At 74.1% G+C, this 24,157-nt stretch carries 25 protein-coding genes and 1 pseudogene; 10 read left to right on the top strand and 16 right to left on the bottom strand.

The features are described 5' to 3' along the window. Positions 1–125: 125 nt before the first annotated feature. The 4 genes and pseudogenes from IEZ04_RS15945 to IEZ04_RS15930 all read right to left on the bottom strand — a co-directional run bounded on the left by IEZ04_RS15945 (position 126) and on the right by IEZ04_RS15930 (position 4,425). Positions 126–1,095, bottom strand: a pseudogene (locus IEZ04_RS15945) (SDR family NAD(P)-dependent oxidoreductase). A gap of 347 nt (positions 1,096–1,442) precedes the next feature. After that, positions 1,443–2,591 (bottom strand): FUSC family protein, encoded by a 1,149-nt coding sequence (locus tag IEZ04_RS15940; RefSeq protein WP_189217530.1) that lies wholly within the window; start codon positions 2,589–2,591, stop codon positions 1,443–1,445. Positions 2,592–2,703: 112 nt separating this feature from the next. Then, positions 2,704–3,369 (bottom strand): HAD family hydrolase, encoded by a 666-nt coding sequence (locus tag IEZ04_RS15935; protein ID WP_189217529.1) that lies wholly within the window; start codon positions 3,367–3,369, stop codon positions 2,704–2,706. Positions 3,370–3,405: 36 nt separating this feature from the next. Further along, positions 3,406–4,425: a PHP domain-containing protein gene (locus tag IEZ04_RS15930; RefSeq protein WP_189217528.1), complete on the bottom strand. Its 1,020-nt coding sequence runs from the start codon at positions 4,423–4,425 to the stop codon at positions 3,406–3,408. Between the two features lie 167 nt (positions 4,426–4,592). Between IEZ04_RS15930 and IEZ04_RS15925 the strand changes: the two genes are divergently transcribed. From IEZ04_RS15925 to IEZ04_RS15915, 3 genes are read left to right on the top strand one after another with little or no spacing between them, the layout of a single operon-like run. Continuing rightward, entirely contained in the window at positions 4,593–5,396 is an 804-nt protein-coding gene (locus IEZ04_RS15925) for an SDR family oxidoreductase (protein WP_189217527.1), read from the top strand. Between the two features lie 10 nt (positions 5,397–5,406). Then, complete coding sequence (locus tag IEZ04_RS15920; protein WP_189217526.1) at positions 5,407–6,423, top strand: DNA topoisomerase IB; 1,017 nt, start codon at positions 5,407–5,409, stop codon at positions 6,421–6,423. 59 nt (positions 6,424–6,482) lie between these two features. Next, the gene (locus IEZ04_RS15915; protein WP_189217525.1) at positions 6,483–6,719 is read left to right on the top strand and encodes a hypothetical protein; all 237 of its coding nucleotides are present in this window, start codon (positions 6,483–6,485) and stop codon (positions 6,717–6,719) included. Positions 6,720–6,784: 65 nt separating this feature from the next. Here IEZ04_RS15915 and IEZ04_RS15910 read toward each other — a convergent pair whose 3' ends face one another. Together IEZ04_RS15910 and IEZ04_RS15905 are read right to left on the bottom strand one after the other, a co-directional pair. After that, positions 6,785–7,318, bottom strand: a complete 534-nt coding sequence (locus tag IEZ04_RS15910; RefSeq protein WP_373296321.1) for a VanZ family protein — start codon at positions 7,316–7,318, stop codon at positions 6,785–6,787. Positions 7,319–7,542: 224 nt separating this feature from the next. Continuing rightward, the gene (locus IEZ04_RS15905; protein ID WP_189217523.1) at positions 7,543–8,202 is read right to left on the bottom strand and encodes a DUF4230 domain-containing protein; all 660 of its coding nucleotides are present in this window, start codon (positions 8,200–8,202) and stop codon (positions 7,543–7,545) included. Positions 8,203–8,347: 145 nt separating this feature from the next. Between IEZ04_RS15905 and tuf the strand changes: the two genes are divergently transcribed. Then, complete coding sequence (tuf, locus tag IEZ04_RS15900) at positions 8,348–9,541, top strand: elongation factor Tu (RefSeq protein WP_189217522.1); 1,194 nt, start codon at positions 8,348–8,350, stop codon at positions 9,539–9,541. 75 nt (positions 9,542–9,616) lie between these two features. On the opposite strand, the gene IEZ04_RS15895 is transcribed toward tuf, so the two are convergent. Beyond that, positions 9,617–9,997: an anti-sigma factor antagonist gene (locus IEZ04_RS15895; protein WP_189217521.1), complete on the bottom strand. Its 381-nt coding sequence runs from the start codon at positions 9,995–9,997 to the stop codon at positions 9,617–9,619. Between the two features lie 405 nt (positions 9,998–10,402). Here IEZ04_RS15895 and IEZ04_RS15890 point away from each other — a divergent pair, with 405 nt between their 5' ends. Further along, the gene (locus IEZ04_RS15890; protein ID WP_189217520.1) at positions 10,403–10,801 is read left to right on the top strand and encodes a VOC family protein; all 399 of its coding nucleotides are present in this window, start codon (positions 10,403–10,405) and stop codon (positions 10,799–10,801) included. Between the two features lie 34 nt (positions 10,802–10,835). Here IEZ04_RS15890 and IEZ04_RS15885 read toward each other — a convergent pair whose 3' ends face one another. The 3 genes from IEZ04_RS15885 to IEZ04_RS15875 all read right to left on the bottom strand — a co-directional run bounded on the left by IEZ04_RS15885 (position 10,836) and on the right by IEZ04_RS15875 (position 13,070). Beyond that, positions 10,836–11,132: a DUF4235 domain-containing protein gene (locus IEZ04_RS15885; RefSeq protein ID WP_189217519.1), complete on the bottom strand. Its 297-nt coding sequence runs from the start codon at positions 11,130–11,132 to the stop codon at positions 10,836–10,838. Positions 11,133–11,280: 148 nt separating this feature from the next. Beyond that, the gene (locus IEZ04_RS15880) at positions 11,281–12,315 is read right to left on the bottom strand and encodes a glutathione S-transferase family protein (RefSeq protein ID WP_189217518.1); all 1,035 of its coding nucleotides are present in this window, start codon (positions 12,313–12,315) and stop codon (positions 11,281–11,283) included. 293 nt (positions 12,316–12,608) lie between these two features. Beyond that, entirely contained in the window at positions 12,609–13,070 is a 462-nt protein-coding gene (locus IEZ04_RS15875; protein ID WP_189217517.1) for a nitroreductase family deazaflavin-dependent oxidoreductase, read from the bottom strand. A 118-nt stretch (positions 13,071–13,188) separates the two neighbouring features. On the opposite strand from IEZ04_RS15875, the gene IEZ04_RS15870 reads away from it, so the two are divergent. Beyond that, positions 13,189–13,764: a flavoprotein gene (locus IEZ04_RS15870; protein ID WP_189217516.1), complete on the top strand. Its 576-nt coding sequence runs from the start codon at positions 13,189–13,191 to the stop codon at positions 13,762–13,764. On the opposite strand, the gene IEZ04_RS15865 is transcribed toward IEZ04_RS15870, so the two are convergent. The 3 genes from IEZ04_RS15865 to IEZ04_RS15855 form a co-directional block, all read right to left on the bottom strand. After that, positions 13,719–14,576 (bottom strand): hypothetical protein, encoded by an 858-nt coding sequence (locus tag IEZ04_RS15865; RefSeq protein WP_189217515.1) that lies wholly within the window; start codon positions 14,574–14,576, stop codon positions 13,719–13,721. The genes IEZ04_RS15870 and IEZ04_RS15865 overlap by 46 nt on opposite strands. 121 nt (positions 14,577–14,697) lie before the next feature. Continuing rightward, entirely contained in the window at positions 14,698–15,954 is a 1,257-nt protein-coding gene (locus tag IEZ04_RS15860; protein WP_189217514.1) for an SLC13 family permease, read from the bottom strand. 150 nt (positions 15,955–16,104) lie between these two features. Next, positions 16,105–18,549 (bottom strand): SpoIIE family protein phosphatase, encoded by a 2,445-nt coding sequence (locus tag IEZ04_RS15855; protein WP_189217513.1) that lies wholly within the window; start codon positions 18,547–18,549, stop codon positions 16,105–16,107. A gap of 239 nt (positions 18,550–18,788) precedes the next feature. On the opposite strand from IEZ04_RS15855, the gene IEZ04_RS15850 reads away from it, so the two are divergent. From IEZ04_RS15850 to IEZ04_RS15840, 3 genes are all read left to right on the top strand, one after another. Next, on the top strand, positions 18,789–19,031 hold the full coding sequence (locus tag IEZ04_RS15850) for a hypothetical protein (RefSeq protein ID WP_189217512.1): 243 nt from the start codon (positions 18,789–18,791) through the stop codon (positions 19,029–19,031). Between the two features lie 3 nt (positions 19,032–19,034). After that, positions 19,035–19,415 carry a toxin Doc gene (locus IEZ04_RS15845; RefSeq protein ID WP_189217511.1) on the top strand — a complete coding sequence of 127 codons (381 nt, stop codon included), beginning with the start codon at positions 19,035–19,037 and terminating at the stop codon, positions 19,413–19,415. Positions 19,416–19,848: 433 nt separating this feature from the next. Next, positions 19,849–21,552, top strand: coding sequence for an RICIN domain-containing protein (locus IEZ04_RS15840; RefSeq protein WP_373296320.1), 1,704 nt, complete (start codon positions 19,849–19,851; stop codon positions 21,550–21,552). Between the two features lie 9 nt (positions 21,553–21,561). Here the strand turns inward: IEZ04_RS15840 and abmR are convergent, their stop codons facing one another. The 3 genes from abmR to IEZ04_RS15825 form a co-directional block, all read right to left on the bottom strand. Then, positions 21,562–22,125 (bottom strand): ATP-binding transcription factor AbmR, encoded by a 564-nt coding sequence (gene abmR, locus IEZ04_RS15835; protein ID WP_189217509.1) that lies wholly within the window; start codon positions 22,123–22,125, stop codon positions 21,562–21,564. 502 nt (positions 22,126–22,627) lie between these two features. After that, positions 22,628–22,861 (bottom strand): hypothetical protein, encoded by a 234-nt coding sequence (locus IEZ04_RS15830; RefSeq protein WP_189217508.1) that lies wholly within the window; start codon positions 22,859–22,861, stop codon positions 22,628–22,630. 101 nt (positions 22,862–22,962) lie between these two features. Then, positions 22,963–23,364 (bottom strand): STAS domain-containing protein, encoded by a 402-nt coding sequence (locus IEZ04_RS15825; RefSeq protein WP_189217507.1) that lies wholly within the window; start codon positions 23,362–23,364, stop codon positions 22,963–22,965. A gap of 270 nt (positions 23,365–23,634) precedes the next feature. Here IEZ04_RS15825 and IEZ04_RS15820 point away from each other — a divergent pair, with 270 nt between their 5' ends. After that, positions 23,635–24,099, top strand: coding sequence for a hypothetical protein (locus tag IEZ04_RS15820; protein ID WP_189217506.1), 465 nt, complete (start codon positions 23,635–23,637; stop codon positions 24,097–24,099). The last annotated feature ends 58 nt before the right edge of the window (positions 24,100–24,157 follow it).

Raw genomic sequence — 24,157 nt, 5'->3', positions numbered from 1 at the left:
CACGCGGCGGGACGGGGAGGCACGGGGCGGCACCGGGAGCTTCCGGCCACCGCCCGGAGGACCCGCCGCCCGGTGGCCGGAAGCGCGCGGGGCCAGGCAGGTCCGCCCGTGCGGGGCCCGACAGGTCATTTCCGCGCGGCGAAGGCGTTCACCCCGGTGAGGTCCGCGGAAAGCTCCCGCAGACGGGCCGCGTCCACCGGATCGACGGCGTAGTCGCGGACGCCGCCGCGGGCGCCGTCGGCGGGAGCCGGCTCGGCGACGTCGCAGTCCTCGCAGTACGGGCCGCCCAGACCGGCGAGCCCGGGCGAGGTCGCGGCCCAGACCTGGGTGGCGGCACCCTGCTCGGGCGTCTTGAGGGCGTCCGGATCGACGGGCGAGCCGTTCTCGTCGACCCAGCCGCGCTCCACCATCCCCGCCGTGCCGAGGTGCCGCTGGAGCGGGGTGAGGATGCCGCCGGGGTGCACCGCGAAGGCCCGTACGCCCCGCTCCCGGGCCAGTGCGTCGAGGTGCACGGCGAAACAGCACGTTCGCCGTCTTGGCCTGGCCGTACGCCGCCCACCTGTCGTAGTCGCGCGTCCAGTGCGGGTCGTCCCAGCGGATGCCGGAGTGGTGGTGGCCGGTGGAGGAGACGGAGACGACACGCGCCGCCGGTTCGGTCGCGGGCCGGAGCCGGTTGACGAGGGCGTGGCGGCCCAGGTGGTTCGTCGCGAACCGGGCCTCCCATCCGTGGTCCACCCGCGTCTCGGGACAGGCCATGATCCCGGCGTTGCCGATCACGACGTCGAGGGCGCGGCCCGAGGCCGGGAAGCGCTCGGCGAAGGCGCGGACGCTGTCCAGGTCGCCGAGGTCCAGCTCGTCCACCTCGGCGCCCGGGACGTCGTGCAGCGCCTCCCGGGCCACGTCGGGCCGTCGCGCGGGGACCACGACCCGGGCGCCCGCCCGGGTGAGCGCACGCGTGGTCTCCAGGCCGATGCCCGAGTGGCCGCCGGTGACGAGCGCGAGCCGCCCGGTGAGGTCGACGCCCCGCGGGACGTCGTCCGCGGTGCTCCGCGCACCGCACCCCGAACCGATCCCGTGATGTGCGGTGGTGGTCATGCACGGCACGCTACGGATCGAAGAGCGCTCGAAGTCAAGGACCCGGGACCCGGCTCGAAGACAAGGACCCCGGGACCCGGCGGAGGACCTGACACCCGTGGGGAGAGGGACCCCGAAAAGGGAGAAGCCCCGGCCGGGACGGGGGAATCGCGGCCGGGGCGGCAGGTGGTGGGCGCGGACGGCGGTCGCCTCGCGGCGAGGGGCTCCACAGGGCTTCAGCCGGACGATCGTCCCTGTGGGCTGATGGTGAGGCCCGGGGACACCGTCCCGTCCGCACCCACGGTCGGTTCAACGGGAAACCCGTGGCCGGTGTTCCGGTTCCGGCCCGCGCGGCGCGGTGATCCGCGTCACGGCCTGCGCACCGTCTCGGCCCACAGGTTCTCCGCCTGGAGCAGCAGCGTGCCCAGCACGGCGGTCGGCGCGGCCCCCTGGCCGGCCTGCTCGCGCAGCCTGCCCTGCAGTTCCTCGTGCAGCTCGTCCATGGTGGCCAGCGCCTCGTCGTCCAGGCACTCGGACCCGCCGTCCACGCCCCGCTCGATGCGCCGGGCCTCCGCGTGACAGGAGTCGCCGATCAGCTCCAGGAGACGGGCGTACGTGTGCAGCGCCGGAACGTCGGGCGGGCCCGGTGTGCGGTTCTCGTCGGCTGCCACGGCCAGCGCCCGTGTCAGCGCCCTGACGTGGCCGGTCACCCGGCTCCAGCGGTCGTCCTCCGTGGTGGGCGGCACGTCCAGCGGCACGCGGTGCAGCCTGCTCAGCCAGCTGGCGGTCAGCCGCAGGCTCTCCTCGCTCCATCCGCGGGCCGAGACCAGCCCGTCGAGCCGGCGCTCCAGCCGTCCGGCGGCGCTCGACCACTCCGCCACGGTCGACGCGTCCCACTCGCCCCGCAGGCCCTCCGCCACGGTGTGCAGGGTGTCTCCCGCCTGGTGCGCGAGGGCCGCCATGTTCTCCCGTACGTCCCGCAGGTGGATCGGGGGGAAGACCAACGCGTTGACGGCGATGCCGATCACCGCGCCGAGCGCCGCCTGCCCCAGCCGGTGGCCGACCGCCGACAGCGTGACCGGGTCCATGGTCAGCGTGAACAGCGCCGTGGTGGCGGCGTAGACGCCCTGGTCGCCGAAGCGGTGCCAGTTGCTCAGCAGCATCAGCACGGGCATGCACACCGCGAGGGCGCCCACGACGTTCCCGCCGGTGAGCGCCTGCGAGGCCGCGGCGATCACCGCGCCCACACAGATCGCCGCGAACTGCTGCGCCCCCTGCCGCAGCGAGCTGTAGACGGTCGCCTGCACCAGGACGACCGCCACCCACGGCGCCATCATCGCCATCGGGTCGTTGAGCACCTCGTCCGCGATGACCCAGGCGATCAGCGCGGCGGCGGCCGCCTTCAGCGACTGCACGAGGAGATCGCGGTCCCGGCCGGTGCCGCGCAGCGCATTGCGGGCGACGGTGTTCAGGGCATGGGCCTCGGTGCGCAGGAACTGGGGGAGGGAGGTGCTCATGCGAAGGCGGGTGTCCCACGGTGCGGTACGTCACACGGGTGCCGGTGTGGGAAACGCCACTGCCGGGACCGGTGGGGAGGGCCGCTCCCGCGGGCAGGGGCGGGAGCGGCCGTCACGCGCCCCGGGCCAGCGGGCTCTCCGCCAGTGCCGCCAGCAGGTGCGCCGGGTCCCGGTAGACCGCCCGGGCGCCCGCCTCCTCCAGGTCGGCGCGCGGGATGCCGCCGGACAGGAGCCCCACGCAGGCCACCCCGGCACGGCTGCCCGCCCGCATGTCCCACACCGTGTCACCGACGAAGACCGCGCGCTCGGCGGGCACCCCGACGACGTCCAGGGCGTGCTCGACCGGTTCGGGCGCGGGCTTGCCCGCCGTCACGTCGTCGGCGGAGGCGGTGGCCGCGATGGCGTCGTCGGCGTCGATCGCCCGGCGCAGCGCGGACAGTTCGGCGCCCCCGGCCGAGGTGGCGAGCACCACGGTCCAGCCGTCGTGGTCGAGGCGCCGCAGCAGCCTCGCCGCGTCGCGCAGCGGCGGCAGCCGGTCGAAGTACGTGCCGTACAGCGCCTTGTGCGCGGCGTCGACCGCGTCGTCCTGCGCCCGGTCCCGGCCGTCGCCCAGCAGGCGGGCGACCAGGTCGGGCCCGGCGAGCCCGACCGACCGGTGGATGTCGTGCATCGGCACCCGGTGGCCGGCCTGACGGAACGCCTCCCACCAGCTCGTCACGTGCAGGTGATTGGTGTCGACGAGGGTGCCGTCGACGTCGAACACGGCTGCCCTGCCCATGTGCGCCTCTCCTCTTCCGGTCCCGCCCGGCCCCGGCTACGCGGGTGTACGGTCCCGGGTCCAGGCCAGCAGGCGGTCCGCCGGCCATGTGGTGACGACGCGCTCGGCGGGCACCCCGCACTCCTCCGCCCGCGCGCAGCCGTGGATCTGCCAGTCGAGCTGGCCGGGCGCGTGCGCGTCGGTGTCGACCGCGAACAGCACGCCCGCCTCCACCGCCCGGCGCAGCAGCCGCCGGGGCGGGTCGAGCCGTTCGGGACGGCTGTTGATCTCCACGGCCGTCCCGGACGCGGCGCAGGCGGCGAAGACCTCCTCCGCGTCGAACTCCGACTCCGGCCGGCCGCGTCCGGTCACCAGCCGCCCGGTGCAGTGCCCGAGCACGTCGGCGTGGGGGTCGCGGACGGCCGCGACCATGCGGCGGGTCATGGGCCGGGCCGGCATGCGCAGCTTGGAGTGCACCGACACCACGACCACGTCGAGCCGCTCCAGCAGCTCGGGTTCCTGGTCCAGCGAGCCGTCGTCGAGGATGTCGCACTCGATGCCGGTGAGCAGCCTGAACGGGGCCCACCGTTCGTTCAGCGCGGCCACCACGTCGAGCTGCTCGCGCAGCCGGTCCGCCGACAGCCCGCGGGCCACGGTCAGCCGGGGCGAGTGGTCGGTGAGGACCGCCCACTCGTGGCCGAGCCCGGCCGCCGTCCGGCCCATCTCCTCGATCGGGCTGCCGCCGTCGGACCAGTCCGAGTGCAGGTGGCAGTCGCCCCGCAGCAGCGCCCGCAGCTCTTCGCCACCCCGCGCGAGCGGCCGGCCGGCCCCGTCCTCCAGCGTGGCCAGATAGCCCGGCACCGCACCGGCCAGCGCCTCGCGCACGACCTGGGCGGTCCTCGGGCCGACGCCCTTGAGCGACTCGAGCGTGCCGTCGGCCGCCCGCCGCGCCACCTCGTCCGCGGGCAGGCCGCCCAGCACCCCGGCGGCCGTGCGGAAGGCCCGGACGCGGTACGTCGGCGCCTGGGACCGCTCCAGCAGGAACGCGATCCGGTCCAGTGCCTCGACGGGATCCATGGCCACCTCCTCCTCCAGGGTTGCCCAGCCGTACCCCGGGCGCACGACGGGGCGCCCGGTTTGTGACCGGCGCCCCCGGGTACTGCGATGCGACGTCTGTACTAGTCAATGATTCGTTCACGAGTCGCCCGTACGCGCATGTCGTCATGTGTGTCGAAGGAGGTCCGATGTCCGCGCGTGAGCACAGGGAAGTGGCCGTCGTCACCGGAGCCGACTCCGGTATCGGCAGGGCCACGGCGGTCCGTCTGGCGCAGGCGGGGATGGACGTCGGCATCACCTGGCACACCGACCGCGAGGGCGCCGAGGCGACCGCCGAGGAGGTGCGCGCCCACGGAGTACGGGCCGAGGCCGCGCAGCTGGACCTGACCCGGCTGCCCGCCGCCGCGGACACGGTCGACGAGCTGTGCGAGCGGCTGGGGCGCATCGACGTCCTCGTCAACAACGCCGGCACCGGCACGGCCACGCCCTTCCTGGACCTGGAGCTGGAGGACGTGCGCCGGGTCCTGGACGTCGACCTCGTCGGCCCGTTCCTGTGCTCGCAGCGGGCCGCGCGGCGCATGATCCGGCAGGGCGGCGGCGGCCGTATCGTCAACGTGACCTCCGTCCACGAGCACCAGCCCCGGGTGGGCGCCGCCCCGTACTGCGCGGCCAAGGGCGGCCTCGGCCTGCTCACCCAGGTCATGGCGCTGGAACTGGGCGAGCACGGCATCACCGTCAACGCGGTCGCCCCCGGCGAGATCGCCACCCCGATGACCGGCCAGGAGGACACCGACGTGCGCACCGAGCGCCGCCCGGGCGTCCCGCTCGGCCGCCCCGGCGACGCCCGCGAGATCGCGGCCGTGATCGCCTTCCTCGCGAGCCGGGACGCCTCGTACGTCACGGGCGCCTCCTGGGCCGCGGACGGCGGCATGCTGCGGATGGGCCCACAGGCGGGATCACACCTGGAGAGCGATGCGTGGCGGCGTCCCTGAGCGGCCCGCCGTGCGACTGCGTACCAGCTCCTGCGACGGCCCCGGCTTCTCCCGCGTGCGCTGCGGGCGCGGCTTCCGTTACCGAGACGTCGGCGGGGCGCCGCTCAAGGACCCCGGACACCTGGCCCGTATCCGCGCGCTGACCATCCCGCCCGCCTGGCGGAACGTGTGGATCTGCCCCTGGCCCAACGGCCATCTGCAGGCCGTCGGGACCGACGACGCGGGACGCCGCCAGTACCTGTACCACGAGGAGTTCCGGGCCCGGCAGGAGCGCGCCAAGCACGAGCACGTGCGCAAGGTGGCGCGCGCCCTGCCCGGGCTGCGCGCCCAGGTCGACGAGGACCTCGCGGGGCGGGGCCTGAGCCGGGCGCGGGTCACGGCGTGCGCCGTGCGCCTGCTGGACCTCGGTTTCTTCCGCATCGGCAGCGACCGGCACACGCGCAACAGTGAGACGTACGGCCTGACGACGATGCTGCGCGAGCACGTCACCGTGCGGCGGGACGAGATCGCCTTCAGCTATCCCGCCAAGGGCGGTGTCGAGCTGGTCCGGGCCCTCGTGGACGACGAGGCGCACCGCGTCGTACGGGCCCTGCGGCGCAGGCGGCGGGAGGGGCAGCGGCTCCTCGCCTACTGGGAGAAGGGCGCCTGGCACGAGCTGCACGGCGACGACCTCAACGAGGCGCTGCGGCGGCTGTCCGGCACCGACATCACCGCCAAGGACTTCCGTACCTGGCACGCCACCGTGCTGGCCGCGGTCGCCGTGGCGGTCACCGCGGAAGCGGGCCCGCAGACGCCCACGGCCCGGAAACGCCAGATGACCCGTGCCGTCCGCGAGGTGAGCGGCTACCTGGGCAACACGCCCGCCGTGTGCCGCGCCTCCTACATCGACCCGCAGGTGTTCGAGCTGTTCGAGCAGGGGGTGACCATCGCGCCGGCGCTCACCCGCCTGGGCGAGCACGGGGCCTTCGGGCGGCCCGCTACCCAGGGCGCCGTGGAGGCGGCGGTCCTCGACCTGCTGGGCGGATGAGGCCGGCGGCAGACGTCCGCTTTGTGCTCGCTCGACCGATGCGCTCTACGCTCTCTTGTATGACCGAACACTCGACGCTGTACATGCGGCATCCGCGGATAACGGTGCTCGGTGTGCAACCGGGCCACCCGCCGTTCCGCATCGTGGAGATCGACGGGGAGGTGGTCGGCAGGGCCACCGCGATCACCGATGTCCTGTACGCCGCCCAGGCGGCCGGCATCCACGTCCACGACCTCGACGACCCGGACGTGGTCCACTGGATCGGCGGCGACAAGTTCACCTGGGCCGTCCACTGACCACCCCGGCCGTCCGTGACCGGCCCCCGGGGCCGGCGGCGGGCGCCGTCCCCGGGGGCGCGGGGTCAGGCCTTCGCGCGGCGCCCGGGACGCAGGCGCCGTATGCCGGTGCCGGCCGGCCGGTCGCGCGGCTCGGCAGGCTCCTCGGGCACCTCGGGCTCCTTCCGCGGTGCGGGCGGATGGGCCGCCCGGCCGAGGCGCCGGCCGAGGACGAGGTAACCCAGCAGGGCGCCCGCGGTGTTGAGGATGACGTCGTCGATGTCGAAGGCACGTCCGGTCACGAGCGCCCCCTGCACCAGCTCTACCATGAGCATGACAAGAGCGGTCGCCGCGGTCACCCGCAGGACACCCCGCGTACCCGGTGCCAGCACCGGCAGCAGCACTCCGAAGGGGACGCCCAGCAGGACGTTCCCGCCGAGCTGCTTGACGGCGTCGCGCAGCGAGGGCGCGTCCAGGTAGGCCTGCAGCGAACGGCCGGGCTGCAGGTTGCTGTGGACGAGCGACACCGAGGCCGGCGACGGCTGGAGCGTCACCCGGGCGAGCGCCGCCGCGAACGCGACCATCGCGACGAACGCCAGCAGCATGATCAGCAGACGCAACAGGAGCGGGAGCGGCCGCCGGCCGTGCGGCGCCGGAGCCGCCCGACGACCCGGAACCGGAGCGCGAGAACGCGACGCCGACGCTGTACGGACCATGCAACCCTCCCGGTTTCAACTTCCTTCGTTGTGGGGCCGGTTACCCCGGCGGGGGACTCTGATGCCCGGGTTCCGCCCGCACGCCGTCCGGAATCCGCCGACGCGCTCCCGGCCGCCGTACGGTGCCCTCAGTCGCCGTACGTCACCTTCACCTCCTCGAAGCCCAGCGACCCGAGGAGTCCCTGGAGCATGTCGGTGGTGTTCGCCTCGGCCCGGCCGGTGAGGCCGCTCTCCTCGGCGGCGGTGCCGATGTGCCGGGCCGCCAGCTGCTGCACGGCGCGCTCGCTGTTGGGATTGTCGGAGAAGAGGTCGCCGAGGCGGTCCAGCAGACCGCGCTGCTTGGCGACGGCGTAGGAGCGGTCGGGGTCGAGGGCCGGCTCGCCGAGCGCCGCGTGCGGCAGGCGGAGCGTGGCCGAGGTGCGGTCCTCGTTCACCGTCACGTCGTCCTCGCCGATCCTGCCGAGGTCGACGTAGGCGTCGACGGTGCCCGCGCCCACGTACAGGGTGCGGGTGCCGCGAAGGGCGTCCGGCAGGAACCTGGTGTCCTTCTCCAGGTCCACCACCACCTGGAAGTTGCCGGAGGCCGCCTCGTAACGGCTGATGTCCTGGATGGACTTGAGCAGCGCGGGACCCGAGCGGTCGTGCGTCTCCTCGCCGAACACGCCCTTGAGGCCCCCGAAGACGAGCAGCCGCAGCGCGGCGAGCACGACCACCAGGAGCAGGACGGCGACGGTGAGCAGTTTCGCCCAGTCGGGCAGGCGGCGCGTGGCCTTGATGGACGTCGTCATGTCGACGGCCCCCCTTTCTGCTCACCTCATGCCCACGAACGGCCCGGCGCAACGGTGAGTCCGTCAGTGCCCTGTTCGACGCGCCCCCGAGCGAATAGACAGGAAGGGACGGACAGGAAGGGACAGCCGCAGGGGAGGGCTCGCAGTGACGAAGGCGAAGTTCGAGCGGACCAAGCCGCACGTCAACATCGGCACCATCGGTCACATCGACCACGGCAAGACGACGCTGACGGCGGCGATCACGAAGGCGCTGCACGACAGGTTCCCCGACCTGAACCCCTACACGCCGTTCGACCAGATCGACAAGGCGCCGGAGGAGCGCCAGCGCGGCATCACCATCTCCATCGCGCACGTCGAGTACCAGACGGAGCACCGGCACTACGCGCACGTCGACTGCCCGGGACACGCCGACTACATCAAGAACATGATCACCGGCGCGGCGCAGATGGACGGAGCGATCCTCGTCGTGGCGGCCACCGACGGGCCGATGCCGCAGACCAAGGAGCACGTCCTGCTCGCCCGGCAGGTCGGCGTGCCGTACATCGTCGTCGCGCTGAACAAGGCGGACATGGTCGACGACGAGGAGATCCTGGAACTGGTCGAACTGGAGGTGCGCGAGCTGCTCACCGAGTACGGGTTCCCGGGCGAGGACGTGCCCGTGGTACGCGTGTCGGCACTGAAGGCGCTGGAGGGCGACCCGAAGTGGACCGAGTCGGTGCTGCGCCTCCTCGACGCGATCGACGAGTTCGTCCCGCAGCCGAAGCGCGACGTCGACAAGCCGTTCCTGATGCCGATCGAGGACGTCTTCACCATCACGGGCCGCGGCACGGTCGTCACCGGCCGGATCGAGCGCGGCACGCTGAAGGTCAACAGCGAGGTCGACATCATCGGCATCCACGAGGAGAAGACGCGGACGACGGTTACCGGCGTGGAGATGTTCCGCAAGCTCCTGGACGAGGGCCGGGCGGGCGAGAACGTGGGGCTGCTGCTGCGGGGCGTCAAGCGTGAGGAGGTGGAGCGCGGGCAGGTCGTCATCGAGCCGGGTTCCGTCACCCCGCACACGGAGTTCGAGGCCCGGGCGTACATCCTGTCCAAGGGCGAGGGCGGCCGGCACACGCCCTTCTTCAACAACTACCGCCCGCAGTTCTACTTCCGCACCACCGACGTGACGGGCGTGGTGACGCTGCCGAAGGGCACCGAGATGGTCATGCCGGGCGACAGCACCACCATGTTCGTGCAGCTCATCCAGCCGATCGCCATGGAGGAGGGGCAGCAGTTCGCGATCCGCGAGGGCGGCCGGACGGTCGGCGCGGGCCAGGTGACCGGCATCCGGAAGTAGCCCGGCGGGGCGCCGGGCACGGGGCGGAGTCGGTGACCCGGGGCCGGCCCGCGGCCCCGGGCCGGTCCGGCCCGGTCACCACGAGCCCGAGGTGGCCTCGGGCCGGCTCAGGGCCTCGTCCAGCGACGCCGAGGGCGGCAGCAGACGGGCCAGGCCGGTCACCTTCAGCACGCGCAGGGTGAGGTCGTCCGTGCACACCAGGTGCAGTTGCCCGCCCTGGGCGAGGACCCGGCGTCTCGCCCGGTACAGCAAGCGCAGCCCGGAGCAGTCGAAGAAGTCGACGGGCCGCAGGTCGATCACGACCCGGGGCTCCGGCCCGCCGGTGGCCGAGTCCAGGCACGAGACGATCTCCAGGGCGGCGAGTATGTCGATCTCGCCGTGGAACTCCAGCACGGTGTGGCCGCGTTCCTCACGGACGCGCAGATGCCGGACGGACGGTGCCGAATTGTGGTGCACGACGACTTCGCCTCCAACCGGCCTCGGGTACGGGGTGCGGGTCACCGGGGGCCGGGGTGACGACGTGCTGCGAGCCTAGACGCGACACCGGGGGTCCCGTGACGGCAAAACCGTTCCTGGTCCTGCAAGTTACCCTCGTTAGGGTGAATTGCAGCATGTTCGGTTGACATATGTCCCTGATTTGCGCGGCGAGTCGTCCGAGTGGGTGCGTGCCGCCTCCGCGCCGGGGCGTACGCCGGCGCCGACAGAGCGCGTGACGGCCTCTGGACGGAATGGCGCGACCGGTGCGGCGGCAGTGGCCGGTGGCCGACTGATTCCGCGTCACCCGCCCGGGGTACCCGGGGACGTATGCGCGCGGCGGAGCTCCGCCCGCGTTCCCGAGAACCCCGGTCGGACGGAGGAACGATGGGCCTCATCAAGGCGGGCGTCGTGGTGCTGGACTGCGCCGAGCCCGAGAAACTCGCCGCCTTCTACAAGGAACTGCTCGGCGGGGAGGAGACGGAGGTGACCGCCAACCGCGTCGAGATCAAGGAGCCGGGCGGCTTCCGGATGGCCTTCCGCCGGGACGTGAACGCCGTCCCGCCGAGCTGGCCGCGCCCCGAGAACTCCCTCCAGGTCCACCTGGACTTCCGGGTCGACGACCTCGACGCCGCCGAGCGGAGGATCGTGACCCTCGGCGGGCGGCCGATCGAGGCGAAGGAGGCGGTCGGCCCGTACGAGTACGAGGAGCGCGGCTTCTCCGACCCGGCCGGCCACTCCTTCACCGTGCACGTGGTGCCTCCCGCGTCGCCCAAACAGGGCTGACGCCCCGTCCGCGGCGACGCGGGGGCACCGGCGGTCAGTCCCTGCCGCCCTTCTCCGACGCGGGCCACACACCCGTCGAGTGCTCGATGGCCTTCGCCCCCGCACGGTCCACCGCGCTGCGGACCACCGCGAAGATGGCGCCCTGGACGGCCGCGGCCAGCAGCACCTCGCCCCAGCCGCGGTCCCTGTCCAGGGCGTCCGGCGCGTCGTCCTCGTGCCGGATGGCCTTCCACGTCGTGCGGAACGCCGCCCCCGCCAGTGCACCGCCCGCCCAGCCGAGCGCGAAGCCCAGGGGCTGGTACACGAGGGGGAGTTTCTTCTTCTTCGACACCTGTGTCACTCCTTTTCGCTTCGGGGCCGAAAGCCCGTGCGCCGTACGGGTTCCCCAGGACGGCGCGGATGATCGGCCGAGGTCGCGTCCGTGTGACATGTGCGTACGGGTGCTCGCGTACGGGTGCCCGGAGCCTGTGCACAGGCTCTCAGGGCCGCCCCGCCGGCGGCACCGCCTCGGCCGGCCGGACCGGGCCGGGCGGCGTCCCGTCGCCGAACGGACGGCCGCCGAGGTCCTCCCGCCCGTGCGGCGCGAGCCAGCCGGACAGGTCCGGGCCCAGCGGCACGACGCCGGTCGGGTTGATGCCCGTGTGCACCTGGTAGTAGTGCCGTTTGATGTGGTCGAAGTCGACCGTGTCACCGAACCCGGGCGTCTGGAAGAGGTCGCGGGCGTAGGCCCACAGCACCGGGTCCTCCGTCAGCTTGCGGAGGTTGCACTTGAAGTGGCCGTGGTAGACGGCGTCGAACCGCACGAGCGTGGTGAACAGGCGGATGTCCGCCTCGGTGATGGTGTCCCCGACGAGGTAGCGCTGCCCGGCGAGCCGCTCGGACAGCAGCTCCAGCCGCCGGAACACCCCCGCGCAGGCCTCCTCGTACTCCTTCTGGCGCGGGGCGAAGCCCGCCCGGTACACGCCGTTGTTGACGTCCTCGTAGACGTCCGCCATCACCTCGTCGATCTCGTCGCGCAGCGCCTCCGGGTACAGGTCGGGCGCGCCCTCGCGGTGCAGCGCGGTCCACTCGGTGGCGAGGTCGAGGGTGAGCCGCTGGTAGTCGTTGGTGACCAGCCTCCCGCTCGGGATGTCCACGATCGCGGGCACGCTCACCCCGCCGGGGTAGTCGCTCTCCCGGGCGTCGTACGCCTCGGCGAGGTAGCGGATGCCGAGGACCGGGTCGCGGCCGTCCGGGTCCAGGGTGAAGCGCCAGCTCCGGTCGTCCTGGACCGGATCGGTGACCGCCATGGACAGCGCGTGCTCGAGGCCGAGCAGCCGCCGTGAGATCACCGCCCGGCTCGCCCACGGGCAGGCCCGGCTGACGACCAGCCGGTAGCGGCCGCCCTCCACCGGCCACCCGTCCCGGCCGTCGGCGGTGACGCGGTCCGCGAAGTGGCTTCCGGAGCGTCTGAACTCCTTGTGACCCAGTGAGCTGTTCCCCGTCTTCTCCCCGCCCGTGCTGCCCGTGCTCATGAGCACCTTCCCTTCCGTCCGTACCGGCGCGGGTACCCCGCGGGAACGGGACCCGCACCCGGGTGTGATCGTCGCCGGTCCCGGCAGTCGGTGCGAAGCGAACCGCACACCGCAGACCGTCCGGACCGCACGACCCGCCCCCACCCGAACGGCAGGGCCCCGGACCGTACGGGCCGGGGACGGTGCCGGAACGGACGAAAGCCCCGCCGCGACGGGGGAGCGCGGCGGGGCCTGACGAACGGGTGCCCGGCCGGCGACGGTTCATGCGTCCCCGGCCGGAGAGAAATTCTCGCTCAGTCCCCGTCCGCCGTACCGTCCATCGGCTCCAGGACGAAGACGGGGATCTCCCGGTCGGTCTTCTCCTGGTACTCGGCGTACGGCGGGAACGCGGCGACCGCGCGCTTCCACCACTCGGCCTTCTCGTCCCCGGTCACCTCCCGGGCCCGCATGTCCTGCTTGACGGGGCCGTCCTGCAGTTCCACGTGCGGTTCGGCCAGGACGTTGTGGTACCAGACCGGGTGCTTGGGCGCGCCGCCCAGCGAGGCCACGGCGGCGTACCGGCCGTCGTGCTCCACGCGCATCAGCGGCGTCTTGCGGATCTTGCCGCTCTTCGCCCCGCGGGTCGTCAGGACGATGACCGGCAGGCCCGTGTCCCGGAGCGTCGTTCCCTCGGTGCCGCCTGACCTCTCGTACAGCTCGACCTGTTCACGCACCCAGTCCGTGGGGCTCGGCTCGTACTCGCCTTCGAGTGGCATGGAGATCGTCTCCTTCTCGCGTACGTGACTCGGCGCCATCCAACGCACTTCCCGGGAACGCGGCAACCCCTCCCCTTGGGCACCGGTGGGTTCGGCCGGGCACCAGTAGGGTGCCCGGATGACCGTACAGACCGAGCAGCCGCAGCCCGGGAAGCCCTTCCTCTACGTCGTCGTCTGCGCCGCCGGTGCCGCCGCGGACGTCGGCGAGCTGATCACCGCGGCGCAGGAGCGCGGCTGGGAGACCGGCGTCATCGCGACGCCGCTCGCCATGGAATTCTTCGACACCGCCGCCGTCGAGGCCCGGACCGGACGCCCGATCCGCTCCGCCTGGCGGCGGCCGGGCGACCCGCGGCCCTTCCCCGCGCCCGACGCCGTGGCCGTCGCGCCCGCCACCTTCAACACCCTCAACAAGTGGGCCGCCGGCATCGCCGACACCCTCGCCCTCGGCACCCTGTGCGAGGCGTACGGGCTCGGCGTCCCGATCGCCGTCCTGCCCTGTGTCGCCGACGCGCTCGCGGCGCACCCCGCGTACCGGGCGAGCCTCGTCCGGCTGCGGGAGATGGGCGTCCGCTTCGGCGACCCGTACGGCGACGGGGCCGAGTTCGCGTGGGAGCGGGTCCTCGACCTGCTCCCGCCCGCCGTCGCGGCTCAGCCGCAGCCCACCGTGGGACCGGCCAGCATGCCGCCCGTGTAGAGGTCCTGACCCCGGGGGATCCAGTAGCCCAGCTTGGAGACGATCGTGCCGCACCTCTCCCCGGGCTCCACGCGGACGGTGACCGTCGTGGGGCGGCCCGGCTGCAGGCCGGTCAGGGCGCAGTCGAGCGCGAACCTGTGCCGGGCGCGCGAGGGTGCGGCCCCGGGCAGCGGATGCACGCAGCGCTCGTCGGACGTGCTCAGTTCCATGCCGGAGTCCTCCTCGCCGATCAGCCCGAACCGCGCGCTGTCGTCGCCGCGCCCGGCGTCCCGGGCGACGGTGTAGCGCAGCACCGTGGTGCCGTTCGGGCGCAGCGTGGTCCGGTCGACCTCGACGCGGTGGGTCGGCTCCGGCTTCGGGGCGGTGAGGGTGAGCCGGCCGCGCACCTCGCCGTTCAGGTCGATGCCCTCGGGCACCGAGCGGACGCGCAGGTCGGCGGTGACGTCGTAGGTGCCGGGGCCGGGGTAGTCACGGCCGCCGGGCAGCGTGCCCGAAAGGACGGTGCGGCCGTCGCGGCGCATCGTCCACGTGCCCGAGGTCAGACAGGCGTACCGGGTGCGGGAACCCTCGCGGGCGCAGGCGGCCGGAGCGGTCAGGGACAGCCTGGGGGAGCCGTGGTCGGCGCACAGGCCGACGGCGGCCCGCTGCCCGCCCGCGCCGCGCAGGGTGCCCGCGGGGACGCACAGGGTCGAGGGGATGGGCTCCGCCCTCCGGGGCGCGGCGCCCGCGACGGGCGGGACCGTGGCCGCCCAGCCGAGGGCGGCGGCCGCCAGGACCAGGGACGTCCCCCGCAGTGTCAGTCGTACCGGCACCTTCGCCTCCTCCACGGACGTGACCGGCCCCGTGCGGGCCACGCGCGTTACGAGGATGAGCCGCCCGGCAGTGCGCGCGGGGCTCCCACGCCGGGCCGTCACCTGTGTGCGGGGCAGGCTCTCAGGTGCCGATGACGCTCAGGGACAGCCACAGGGCGACCACGGCCGGGACCAGTGTGGCGGGCACGGCGAGGAGGCCGAAGCGGGTGAACTCGCCCAGCCTCACCTCGTACCGGTGCTCCCGGACGATGCGCCGCCACAGCAGTGTGGCCAGGGACCCCGCGTAGGTGAGGTTCGGGCCGATGTTGACGCCCAGCAGGACGGCGAGCACCGCGCCCGCGCCCGCCGGGGCGGCCAGCGGCACCAGGACCAGCACGGCGGGCAGGTTGTTGATGGCGTTCGCGAGCAGCGCCGCGACCACGGCGAGGACCAGCAGCGCGGGCAGCCCGTCCGAGGCGGGCACCAGCCGGCCGAGCGCGTCGGAGAGCCCGTTGTCGACGACCGCCCGCACCACGACGCCGAGACCCAGCACGAACGCGAGGAACGGCAGCGAGGCCGCCCGGGCCAGGGAGAGGGGAGTGGTGGTGCGGCGGACGAGCGCGCGGACGCCCAGCACGAGGGCACCGGCCAGCGCCGCCCACACCGGTTCGAGGCCCAGCGCGGAGGTGACGGCGAACCCGGCGAGCGTGCCCGCGACCGTGGCCAGCGCGAACACCGGCACCGCCGGCCGCTCCGTCTCCTCGTACGGGGTGAACCCGGCGGCCAGGTCGGCGGCGAAGAAGCGGCGCAGCACCAGGTACTCGGCCGCCACGGCGACCACCCACGGCAGCGCCATCAGCGCGGCGAACCGGGTGAAGCTCAGCCCGGCGGCCTCGAACGCCAGCAGGTTGGTCAGGTTGGAGACCGGGAGCAGCAGCGACGCCGTGTTGGACAGGTGGGCGCAGGCGTACACGTACGGCGCGGGACGGGCGCCGAGCCGGGCCACCGTCGCGAACACCACCGGGGTGAGCAGGACGACCGTCGCGTCCAGGCTCAGCACCGCGGTGATGCCGGAGGCGAGCAGGAAGGTCGCGCCGAGCAGCCGCCCGGGCCGCCCCGCCGAGACACGGGCCGTCCACGCCCCGCACGCCTGGAAGAGGCCCTCGTCGTCGCAGAGCTTCGCCAGCACCAGGATGGCGGCGAGGAAGCCGAGCACCGGGCCGAGGCGCTCCGCCTCGGCGCGGGCGTGCTCCAGCGGCAGCGCGCCCGTCGCGACGACCAGAGCGGCGGCCGGGACCGCGACGGCGGCCTCCGGCAGCCTGCGCGGCCGGAGCACCGCACAGCCGAGCACGGCGATCAGCAGGACGACGGAGAGGGTCTCGGCGGTTGCGGTGTTCACGGCGGGGCTTCGGTGCTTTCGTGCTTCCGGAAGGTGGTGACGGGGCCCTGTCATCTCAGCAGGTGCGCGCGGAGAGCGCGCAGGCGGGTCCCGGGTGTCCCCGGAAGGCCGCGGCCGATCCGTCCGTCCTCCGCCGGAAGCCGGCTTCGCTCAGTCCTCCGCCAGTGCCAGCTCCGCCCAGATCGTCTTGCCGTCCGCGGTGTGCCGGCTGCCCCAGCGCCGGGTGAGCCGGGCCACCAGCAGCAGGCCCCGGCCGCCCTCGTCGAACGTCATCGCCCGCCGCAGGTGCGGGGCCGTGCCGCTGCTGTCCGACACCTCGCAGATCAGGGTCGTGTCGTCGTGGACGAGGCGCAGCTGGATCGGCGGCGCGCCGTGCCGGATCGCGTTGGTGACCAGCTCGCTCACCACCAGCTCCGCCGTGAAGGCCGCCTCCCTCAGCCCCCAGAGCGCCATGCGGTCGAGCACCTGGCCGCGGGTGCGGGCGACGGCCGCGGGATCGGCGGGCACCGCCCAGGTCGCCACCCGCGCGGGGTCCAGAGCGTGGGTGCGGGCCAGCAACAGGGCCACGTCGTCGGCGGCCCCGTTCGCCGGGAGCATGGACGTGATCACGTCCTGGCAGATGCCGTCCAGCGAGCCGGACCGGTGACGGGTGAGCGTACGGGTGAGCAGCTCGTGCCCGGCGTCGATGTCGCGGTCGCGGCTCTCGATCAGCCCGTCCGTGTAGAGGGCGAGCACGGTGCCCTCGGCGAGCTCCAGCTCGGTCGACTCGAACGGCATCCCGCCCACGCCCAGCGGCGGGCCCGCGGGCACCCGTACGTCGAGCGGCCGGCCGTCCGGCGCGAGCACGACCGGCGGCGGATGCCCGGCCCGGGCGAAGCTGCACCGCCGCGTGACCGGGTCGTACACCGCGTACAGGCAGGTGGCTCCCACCTCGCCGGTGATCCCGTCGGCACCCGCCTCCCGGGACAGCCGTACGACGAGGTCGTCGACGTGGGTCAGCAGCTCGTCCGGCGCCAGGTCCACGTCGGCGAGGGTGCGCACCGCCGTCTTGAGGCGGCCCATGGTCGCCGAGGCCTGCACGCCGTGCCCGACGACGTCGCCGACGACCATGGCGACCCGCGTGCCGGACAGCGGGATCACGTCGAACCAGTCGCCGCCCACCCCGGCCCGGGCCGCGGGCAGGTAGCGCCAGGCGGCCTCCAGCGCGGGCGTGCGGGGCAGGGTCCGGGGGAGCAGGCTGCGCTGGAGGGCGAGCGCGGTCTCGCGTTCGCGGGAGAAGCGGCGGGCGTTGTCGATGCAGACGGCGGCCCGGGCGGTGACCTCCTCGGCCAGCAGCACGTCGTCGGGCGTGAACGGGTCCTGGCGCGCGTAGCGGCTGAGGACGGCGACGCCGAGGGTCGTGCCGCGGGCCCGTATCGGCACCGACATGGCGGCGTGGACGCCGTACTCCTGCAACCGCGCGCTGCGCACCGGGTCTCCGGCGAGCCAGTCCGCCAGCGTCTCGGCCGGGTCGACCGCCAGCACCGTCCGCGCGGCGGTGAGGGAGGACGCCTGCGGTGAGGAGGCGGGGTAGACGTCGGTCGCGCCCGGCTCGACGACGGCTTCGGGGCAGCCCGGGGTGACCGACCGGTGGGCGGCCCGGCGCAGGGTGAACGGGGCGGACAGCGGGCCCGCCAGCGGCTCGTCCCCGTGCTCCGGCGGCTCCAGGAGGTCGACGCTGACGAAGTCGGCGAGCGCGGGCACGCACACCTCGGCCAGCTCCCGCGCCGTGCGCGTCACGTCGAGGGTGGTGCCGATGCGGACACTCGCCTCGTTGACGAGCTGCAGCCGCTCCCGGGCCCGGTACTGCTCCGTGATGTCGTGGCCGGTCACGCAGACGCCGAGCACCGTCCCGTCGGGGCCGGTCAGCGGTGCGATCCGCGCGGACCAGGCGTGCGCGGTGTCCTCGTCGGCGGCCCGCAGGAAGGTCTGCACGTCCTCGCGCCGGCCGGTGGTGAGCGCCTCGCGCAGGTGCGCCTCCAGCTTCGCGCCCTGACGGCCGCCCACGATCTCGCTCATGTGCAGCCCGCGCAGCCGCTCCTCGGGGATGCCCACGGCCTCGGCCATCACCGTGTTGACGGCGCGCAGCCGCAGCCGCTCGTCGAACACGGCCATGGCGCACGGCGACTGGGCCATGGCCACCGCCATCAGCGGCTCGTCGGGCTTCAGCGGACCGGGGTCGCGCAGCGGGCACAGAACCAGCCAGCCGCCCTCCTCGGCACCGTCCTTCGGGCGGCGGCGGTGGGCGAGCACCCAGACGGACACGGCGCGGCCGTCGTGGTGCCGCAGCGAGACCGTGCCGCTCCAGCTGAGACCGGCCCGCGGCGGCGGCCGGAGGCCGTGGCCGGGGGCGAGCAGACGCGCGGCGGGCCGGCCCACCACGTCACCCCGCGCCCAGCCCAGCAGCCGCGTCGCGCCCTCGTTCCAGTCGGTGACCGTGCCGTCCTCGTCCGTCACCGCCCACGCCGTGGCGGCACCGTCGGAGGGCGGCGCCGCCCCGTCGACGACTGCGGCGACGGCTTCGGCTGCGACCGATGCGACTTCGGAACTCCTCATGCTGGCCAGTCCATTCCGCCGGGCCGAACGCGTGGACAAGGGGTACAGGGGCGAAATCAAGCCTAGTGCGTCACGGTGCCGCGCACCCGGGAAGTGACCGAGGAGGGGCGGGCGGTACCTGGTGCGAGGCCCTGGGCAGCACTCGCGGCCGACCGGGTCCGTCCCGCCCGGTACCGCCGCGCATGCCCTCTGAACTGCGGCCATTTACTGACCAGTACCCGCGCGCTACGGTGAGGGTCATGCCAGCTCTGAATGTGGAGTTCAGCGACCGCGAACTCGAGGACCTGCGGCAGATGGCCAGGGAGCGCGGGACGTCGATGAAGGCACTCGTGCGCGAGGCGGCCGCGGCGGACATCGTGCGGCACCGCGCGCTGCAGGAGGGCGCGGAGACCTTCCGGCAGTTCTTCACGGCACACGCGGAGGAGTTCGCCGCCGCCTTCCCCGAGGACGAACGGGCCCGGGGCGGGGCACGGCCCGTCTGACCGATGGCACCGCCCGTCATCCACATCGACGTGCCCTGGCTGCTCCGGCGCCACGAGGAGGTCCTCCCCGGCCGGCCGGCGGTCGACGACCTCTCCGCCCTCGTCGCCGCCGTGGCCCGGCACCGCGTCGACCCGCCCCGGCCCGGCGCCGGCTCCGACGCGGCCTGGCGCGCCGCCGCCCTGCTGCACACCCTCGCCCTGCTCCGGCCCCTGCCGGCCGCCAACGCCCGTTTCGCCTGTGCGACCGCCGTGGCGTACATGGCCGTGAGCGGGGCCGGCGTCGACCCGCCGCACGGCGCCCTCGTGGACCTGGTGCGCGACCTGGTCTCCGGGCGGACGGACGTGTACGGGGCCGCCGGCCGGCTGCGGTCCTGGCAGATCTGAGAGCGGGCGGGGAGCGGGCGGGAAGGGCCCGGCGCGGTCCCCGTCCTGACATGTTGTCAATGGCGGGGATGTTGCCCGAGCGCCTTGTTGGCCCGGAGTCACCTGTGCAAGTGTGAGCCTCCTCGCGCGCGGGCAACGACCGGTTCCGGAGCGCCGCTCGGCATGTCGGACCGTCGACGGGCTCACAAGGTCCCCGGCCGGCGGTCACCGTGCGGTCCCGGTCCCCGTGGCCGTTTCCCCGGCGCCCCGCCCCGAAGGCCCGCACCCCGCACAGTGCGTCCTGCCGGTGGCAGAGAACGAAGAACACGAAGAACACGAGGAACACCCAGTCTTTGTGTGTGCCACCCGTTGCGCACCGGAAGGAAACCGCTCCGTGCCCACCCCCCGCCCTCCTCGTCCCTCCTCACCCCCTCGCCCGGGAGCCGTCCCCGGGGTGCCGGACGAGAGTCTCGCCGCCCGCCTGAGAGACCGGCCGGAGAGAGGGGCCGACGATCCCGTGGCGCTGCTGACGGCGCGGCACTGGCAGCCCGTCCACGACTACGCGGTGATCTGCCTGGCCTCGCCGGGGAACGTCGCGTCGATGGTCACGGCGGCCGCCTTCCACCGGGTGTTCCAGGAGCTGTCGCTCGGCGGGTCCGGCGTGGCGCTGCGGCCCCGGCTCCTGGTCACCGTGCGGGACCTGGTCAGGAAGTGGTCCGCGGCGGAGGAGCTCTCCGGTGCGCTGCCGGACCTGAGGAAACCCGCCGGGGGCCGCGGCATGCGCGCGGCGCAGTCGCTGACCCCGGAGAACCGCAGGCTCGCCGAGCGGGCCTTCCAGTCCCTGCCCGCGCTCTCCCAGTGCCTGCTGTGGCACACCGAGGTGGAGGCGGAGCCGGTCGGCGTCGCCGCGGGACTGCTGGGCGTCGGCGTCGACACCGCCTCGGCCACGCTGGAGCAGGCCCGCGAACAGTTCCGCGAGGGCTGCGTGCGCGCCCACCGGGAACTCGCGCCGAGCAGTGACTGCCGCTTCTACAACCGGCTCCTCGACGTGCCCATCCGGCGCGGCGGCGCCCTGCTCCCCGATGTGCAGGACCACCTGTTCCAGTGCCGTCACTGCCGTGACGCGGCCGAGCAGTTCAGCCGTGTCGAGGACGGTCTGGGCCCGCTGGTCGCCGAGGCGGTGCTCGGCTGGGGCGCCCGCCGCTACGTCGACTCCCGGCCCGGCCGCGTCCAGCGCGGGACCGGCTCCCGGCAGGCCGGGCGGCGTCCCGGAGCGGGCCGGCGCCGGCTGCCGGCGCGCTTCCCGGCGCGGGGGTGGCGCGGCCTGACGCCGGCCCGGGGCGGCAGGGCCCTGGCCACCGGACTCGGTGTCGCCTCCAGCGCCGCGCTCGCCGCCGCGCTGTCCCTGGCCCTGTGGTCGGGCGACGGGGACGGCACGGGCTCCGCGATGTCGACGGGCACCGGGACCGACCCGGGGGTCCTGCCCTCGGCCACGTCGTCGCCGCCCCCCGGCTCCGCCGGGCTGCCCGCCGCCCCCGGCCGCACCCGGCTGCGCAACCTCGCCGCCGACCTGTGCCTCGACGTGCGCGGCGGGCAGGCGAAGGACGGCTCCCCGGCCCGCCTCGCGGCCTGCTCGGCCGCGTGGACCCAGCAGTGGTCGTACGAGGACGACGGGCAACTGCGCAGCGTCGCCGATCCCGGGCTGTGCCTGGACTCGCACGTGGACGCCGGGGTCGTGGTCCTCGGACGGTGCGCCCCCGGGACGTCGGGCCGCGCCGACGACGTGCGCTACGACCTCACGGTGCGCGGCGAGCTGCTGCCCCGCTGGCAGGAGGGGCTCGCCATGGCGCCCACCGCCACCGGGCCGGACGCGGACGTCGTCGTCAGGGTCCGCAACGGGACGGACGCGCAGCGCTGGGTGACCGACGAGGCCACCGCCACCCCGGAGTCGCTGTCGATAGCCGGCGCCGGAGGTCCGCCGTCCGAGTCCGGCACCACGACCCCCCTCGCAGGCGACGAGACGCGTGCCCGGCCCGAGGCGCGCACGGGGGGTCCCGCCCAGGCCGACCCGACGCCGCCGGTCCCCGGCCACGGGGCCGGCGGGTCGCTCGCGGGCAGGGCGGCGGGTGGACCGCGTACGGCGGTGGGCGTCTTCTGACGTCCGCCGTCAGGCCTCGTCGGGGTCGTCGTCGGCGGCGTCCGGCCGTTGCCGCCCGTCCGGGCCCCGGGCCCGGACCCGCTGCACATGCTCCAGCGACTCGCGCAACTCGCTCAGCCAGTCGTCGGTGTGCCGCCGCACCAGCCGTACGCACCAGGCCAGGGCGTCGCTGCGGCTGCGGGCGGCGCCGGCCGCGACGAGCGTGTCCAGCACCTGCCGTTCGGGCTGCCGCAGCCGGGTCATCACGGGGGCGGCGACATGGGTGAACAGGGTGCGTTCGCCCGCGCACTCCACACCCCAGGAGACCTTCCGGCGGAACCGGTGCTCCGCCTCGCGCGCCACCGCGACGCGGTCCTCGCGGGTGCGCTCGCGGAACTCCTCGACGCGGGCCCGGACGGCCGCCTCCCGCTCGGCGGCCGGGACGTCGGGTGCGAGCCTGGGTTCCGGGATGCGCCCGATGACGGTGATCTCCTCACGGTCGACGGTCACGTCCGCGAGGCTCGTGAAGAAGTCGTCCGGCAGTCGGCCGGTGAACCAGCCGCGTACCTTCTCGCGTTGCTCGGTCGTCGGCATGCGAGGGAAATTACGCCGTTGCGGCGCGACCACAAGGGGCGCGGGCAGGGGACGGCGCGGAGGTTCGCCGGAGGCTGAACGGCGGCCGCCCGAGGGGAGAAACGGCGGCTCGCGGGGCTCGAAGCGGAATGTTTCAGGCCGATTGCTGAACGGTGCGTATCCGGCCAGACAGGGGCTTCGAGTGATCACAACCTGCTCGGTTGCGCGGCCGGTCCGGTCCGATCCGTTACTTCCCGCCACTGGTTCACCACGGGAAGTTACCAAAAACGATGGGGTCGACGTGCCTTTCCGAGCCGGAGTCGGCAGACTCGCTCTCGCCGAACCGGCAGCCCCGCCAGGACCGTACGTCGCGTACGTGACGGGCCGAGGGACCGGGACCTTCGGTTCCCGTGAGTGTGCGCCGAGGCTCGCGAATGGGGAGCGCGAGCACGGCCACGGGTGTCCGTGTGGTCCCCGCGCCGGGGGTCGGCCGACAGGGTGGGGCTGTCGGCCGACCCCCGGATCACTTCCCGGGCCGTTCCGCCGCGCCCGGCGTGCCCGCCGTGCCCCCTGCGACCGCCCAGCTGCCGACCTCGCGGTACGCGGAGTCGTACAGGGCCGAGCCGTCACCGGGCCTCAGGGCGTAGTGGTGGAGGTTGCCGCCCCAGTACCGGAGGATGCGGCCCAGCTCCCGGACGGCGGTGTCCTCGTCCCAGTCCGCCTGCTCCAGATCGACTTCCAGCAGGAATTTCGTCACGTACGCCTTCCTCTCGCCTCGCGTCGTCGCGGTGCCGGCGCGGTGTCACGCCTCCTTCAATCGTTTCATTGAACCGCGGGTTGAGACTTGGACGAGAGGTGTCACCGGGGTACCGGCAGTTCGCCCAGTGGGGGAAAACGGTCGATCAGCCCGGTGGCACGCAGGATGCGACGGATGCGGGGCTGGTCGCAGACGAGGCGCAGCCGCCCGCCCCGGGCCCGCGCCGTCGCCTCGGCCCGGCACAGAACCCTCAACCCGGAGCAGTCGAAGAAGTCGACGCCGCGCAGGTCCACGAGGATGTCGGCACCCGGCAGCGCGACAGCCGCCCGCAGGTGTTCGGCCAGCCGGTCCGCGGTCGCCACGTCGATCTCACCGGTGACCCGGATGACGGTGAACGCCCCGGTCCGCCGGCTGTGGGCGCAGGGGTTCGGCGGCGCGAGCCCGGATCCGGTGGGCGCGCCCTGCGGGGGAGGAGCGGCGCGGTCGTGCGCTTCCGGCGGCATGCCGGCTCCACCTCGACAGCGGTAGGGCGCATGTGACATCGGTGATCACCCCAGCTGAGCGGTCGTCATCCCGGTCGGCGGGAGCGCAAGATCTGCTTCACCCGTCAAGGTGCACATCCCGCCTGTGCGTTGACTCTCTGTGGTTGTTCCGTTCCAAGGCGCTCTGGTCAAGTGGATGGTGCCGTCATACAGTCGCTGTGCTGCCCCAGCCCCCGGCCGCGTCGCACACACATGCAGGAGTCGGACCAGGGGGTGGCGGTGAGGACGTCGGTGAGCAACCCCGTCGAAGAGGAGGCGGGGGCGGCGCCGCTGACGGAGTACGGGCTCCTGGCCCCCGCCGTGCAGATGCAGTTCACCGCCCACTTCTCCCGGCCGGACGGGCGACCGGACGCGAGGAGCGCCGCCGAGGCGGCCACGGCCGCCCTGACCCGGGTGATCGACGCCCCGCGGTCCTTCGTGGCACCGGTGCTCGCCGCGGGGCGGTCGGTGAGCGACTGTCTGCTGGCGCGCACCACGGCCGAGGTCTGCCGGATCGTCCTCACCGCGGACGGTACGGGCATCACGGTCGCGGCCACGGACGACACCTCGGTCGCCGAGGACGCCGACCGCCAGAGCCGGGCGGACAGTCTGCCGCTGCTCTTGGTGATCGGCGACCTGCGGGTCCACCACGGCCCGGACGGCCATGTGTGGGTCGTGTGGCACGGACCGTGGTCACGTGACGGGGTGGAGCGGTAGGGGCCGGGAAGCCGTTCGGAGCGGCGGGCGGCAGGAGCAGCGGACCGGCGCACGCCGG

This window comes from Streptomyces ruber, assembly GCF_014648075.1.
In the GTDB taxonomy this organism is placed as follows: Bacteria; Actinomycetota; Actinomycetes; order Streptomycetales; family Streptomycetaceae; genus Streptomyces; species Streptomyces ruber.
The sequence above is the reverse complement of the archived record's forward strand: the minus strand, read 5'-3'. Positions and strand labels throughout refer to the sequence as shown.

Coding starts and splice junctions, on each gene's coding strand:
- IEZ04_RS15880 (WP_189217518.1), bottom strand. CDS start 12,315: ATGAGCACGGGCAGCACGGGCGGGGAGAAGACGGGGAACAGCTCACTG.
- IEZ04_RS15850 (WP_189217512.1), top strand. CDS start 18,789: ATGCCAGCTCTGAATGTGGAGTTCAGCGACCGCGAACTCGAGGACCTG.
- abmR (WP_189217509.1), bottom strand. CDS start 22,125: ATGCCGACGACCGAGCAACGCGAGAAGGTACGCGGCTGGTTCACCGGC.
- IEZ04_RS15930 (WP_189217528.1), bottom strand. CDS start 4,425: ATGGATCCCGTCGAGGCACTGGACCGGATCGCGTTCCTGCTGGAGCGG.
- IEZ04_RS15845 (WP_189217511.1), top strand. CDS start 19,035: ATGGCACCGCCCGTCATCCACATCGACGTGCCCTGGCTGCTCCGGCGC.
- IEZ04_RS15825 (WP_189217507.1), bottom strand. CDS start 23,364: ATGCCGCCGGAAGCGCACGACCGCGCCGCTCCTCCCCCGCAGGGCGCG.
- IEZ04_RS15925 (WP_189217527.1), top strand. CDS start 4,593: ATGTCCGCGCGTGAGCACAGGGAAGTGGCCGTCGTCACCGGAGCCGAC.
- IEZ04_RS15875 (WP_189217517.1), bottom strand. CDS start 13,070: ATGCCACTCGAAGGCGAGTACGAGCCGAGCCCCACGGACTGGGTGCGT.
- IEZ04_RS15890 (WP_189217520.1), top strand. CDS start 10,403: ATGGGCCTCATCAAGGCGGGCGTCGTGGTGCTGGACTGCGCCGAGCCC.
- IEZ04_RS15940 (WP_189217530.1), bottom strand. CDS start 2,591: ATGAGCACCTCCCTCCCCCAGTTCCTGCGCACCGAGGCCCATGCCCTG.
- IEZ04_RS15870 (WP_189217516.1), top strand. CDS start 13,189: ATGACCGTACAGACCGAGCAGCCGCAGCCCGGGAAGCCCTTCCTCTAC.
- IEZ04_RS15915 (WP_189217525.1), top strand. CDS start 6,483: ATGACCGAACACTCGACGCTGTACATGCGGCATCCGCGGATAACGGTG.
- IEZ04_RS15855 (WP_189217513.1), bottom strand. CDS start 18,549: ATGAGGAGTTCCGAAGTCGCATCGGTCGCAGCCGAAGCCGTCGCCGCA.
- IEZ04_RS15935 (WP_189217529.1), bottom strand. CDS start 3,369: ATGGGCAGGGCAGCCGTGTTCGACGTCGACGGCACCCTCGTCGACACC.
- IEZ04_RS15905 (WP_189217523.1), bottom strand. CDS start 8,202: ATGACGACGTCCATCAAGGCCACGCGCCGCCTGCCCGACTGGGCGAAA.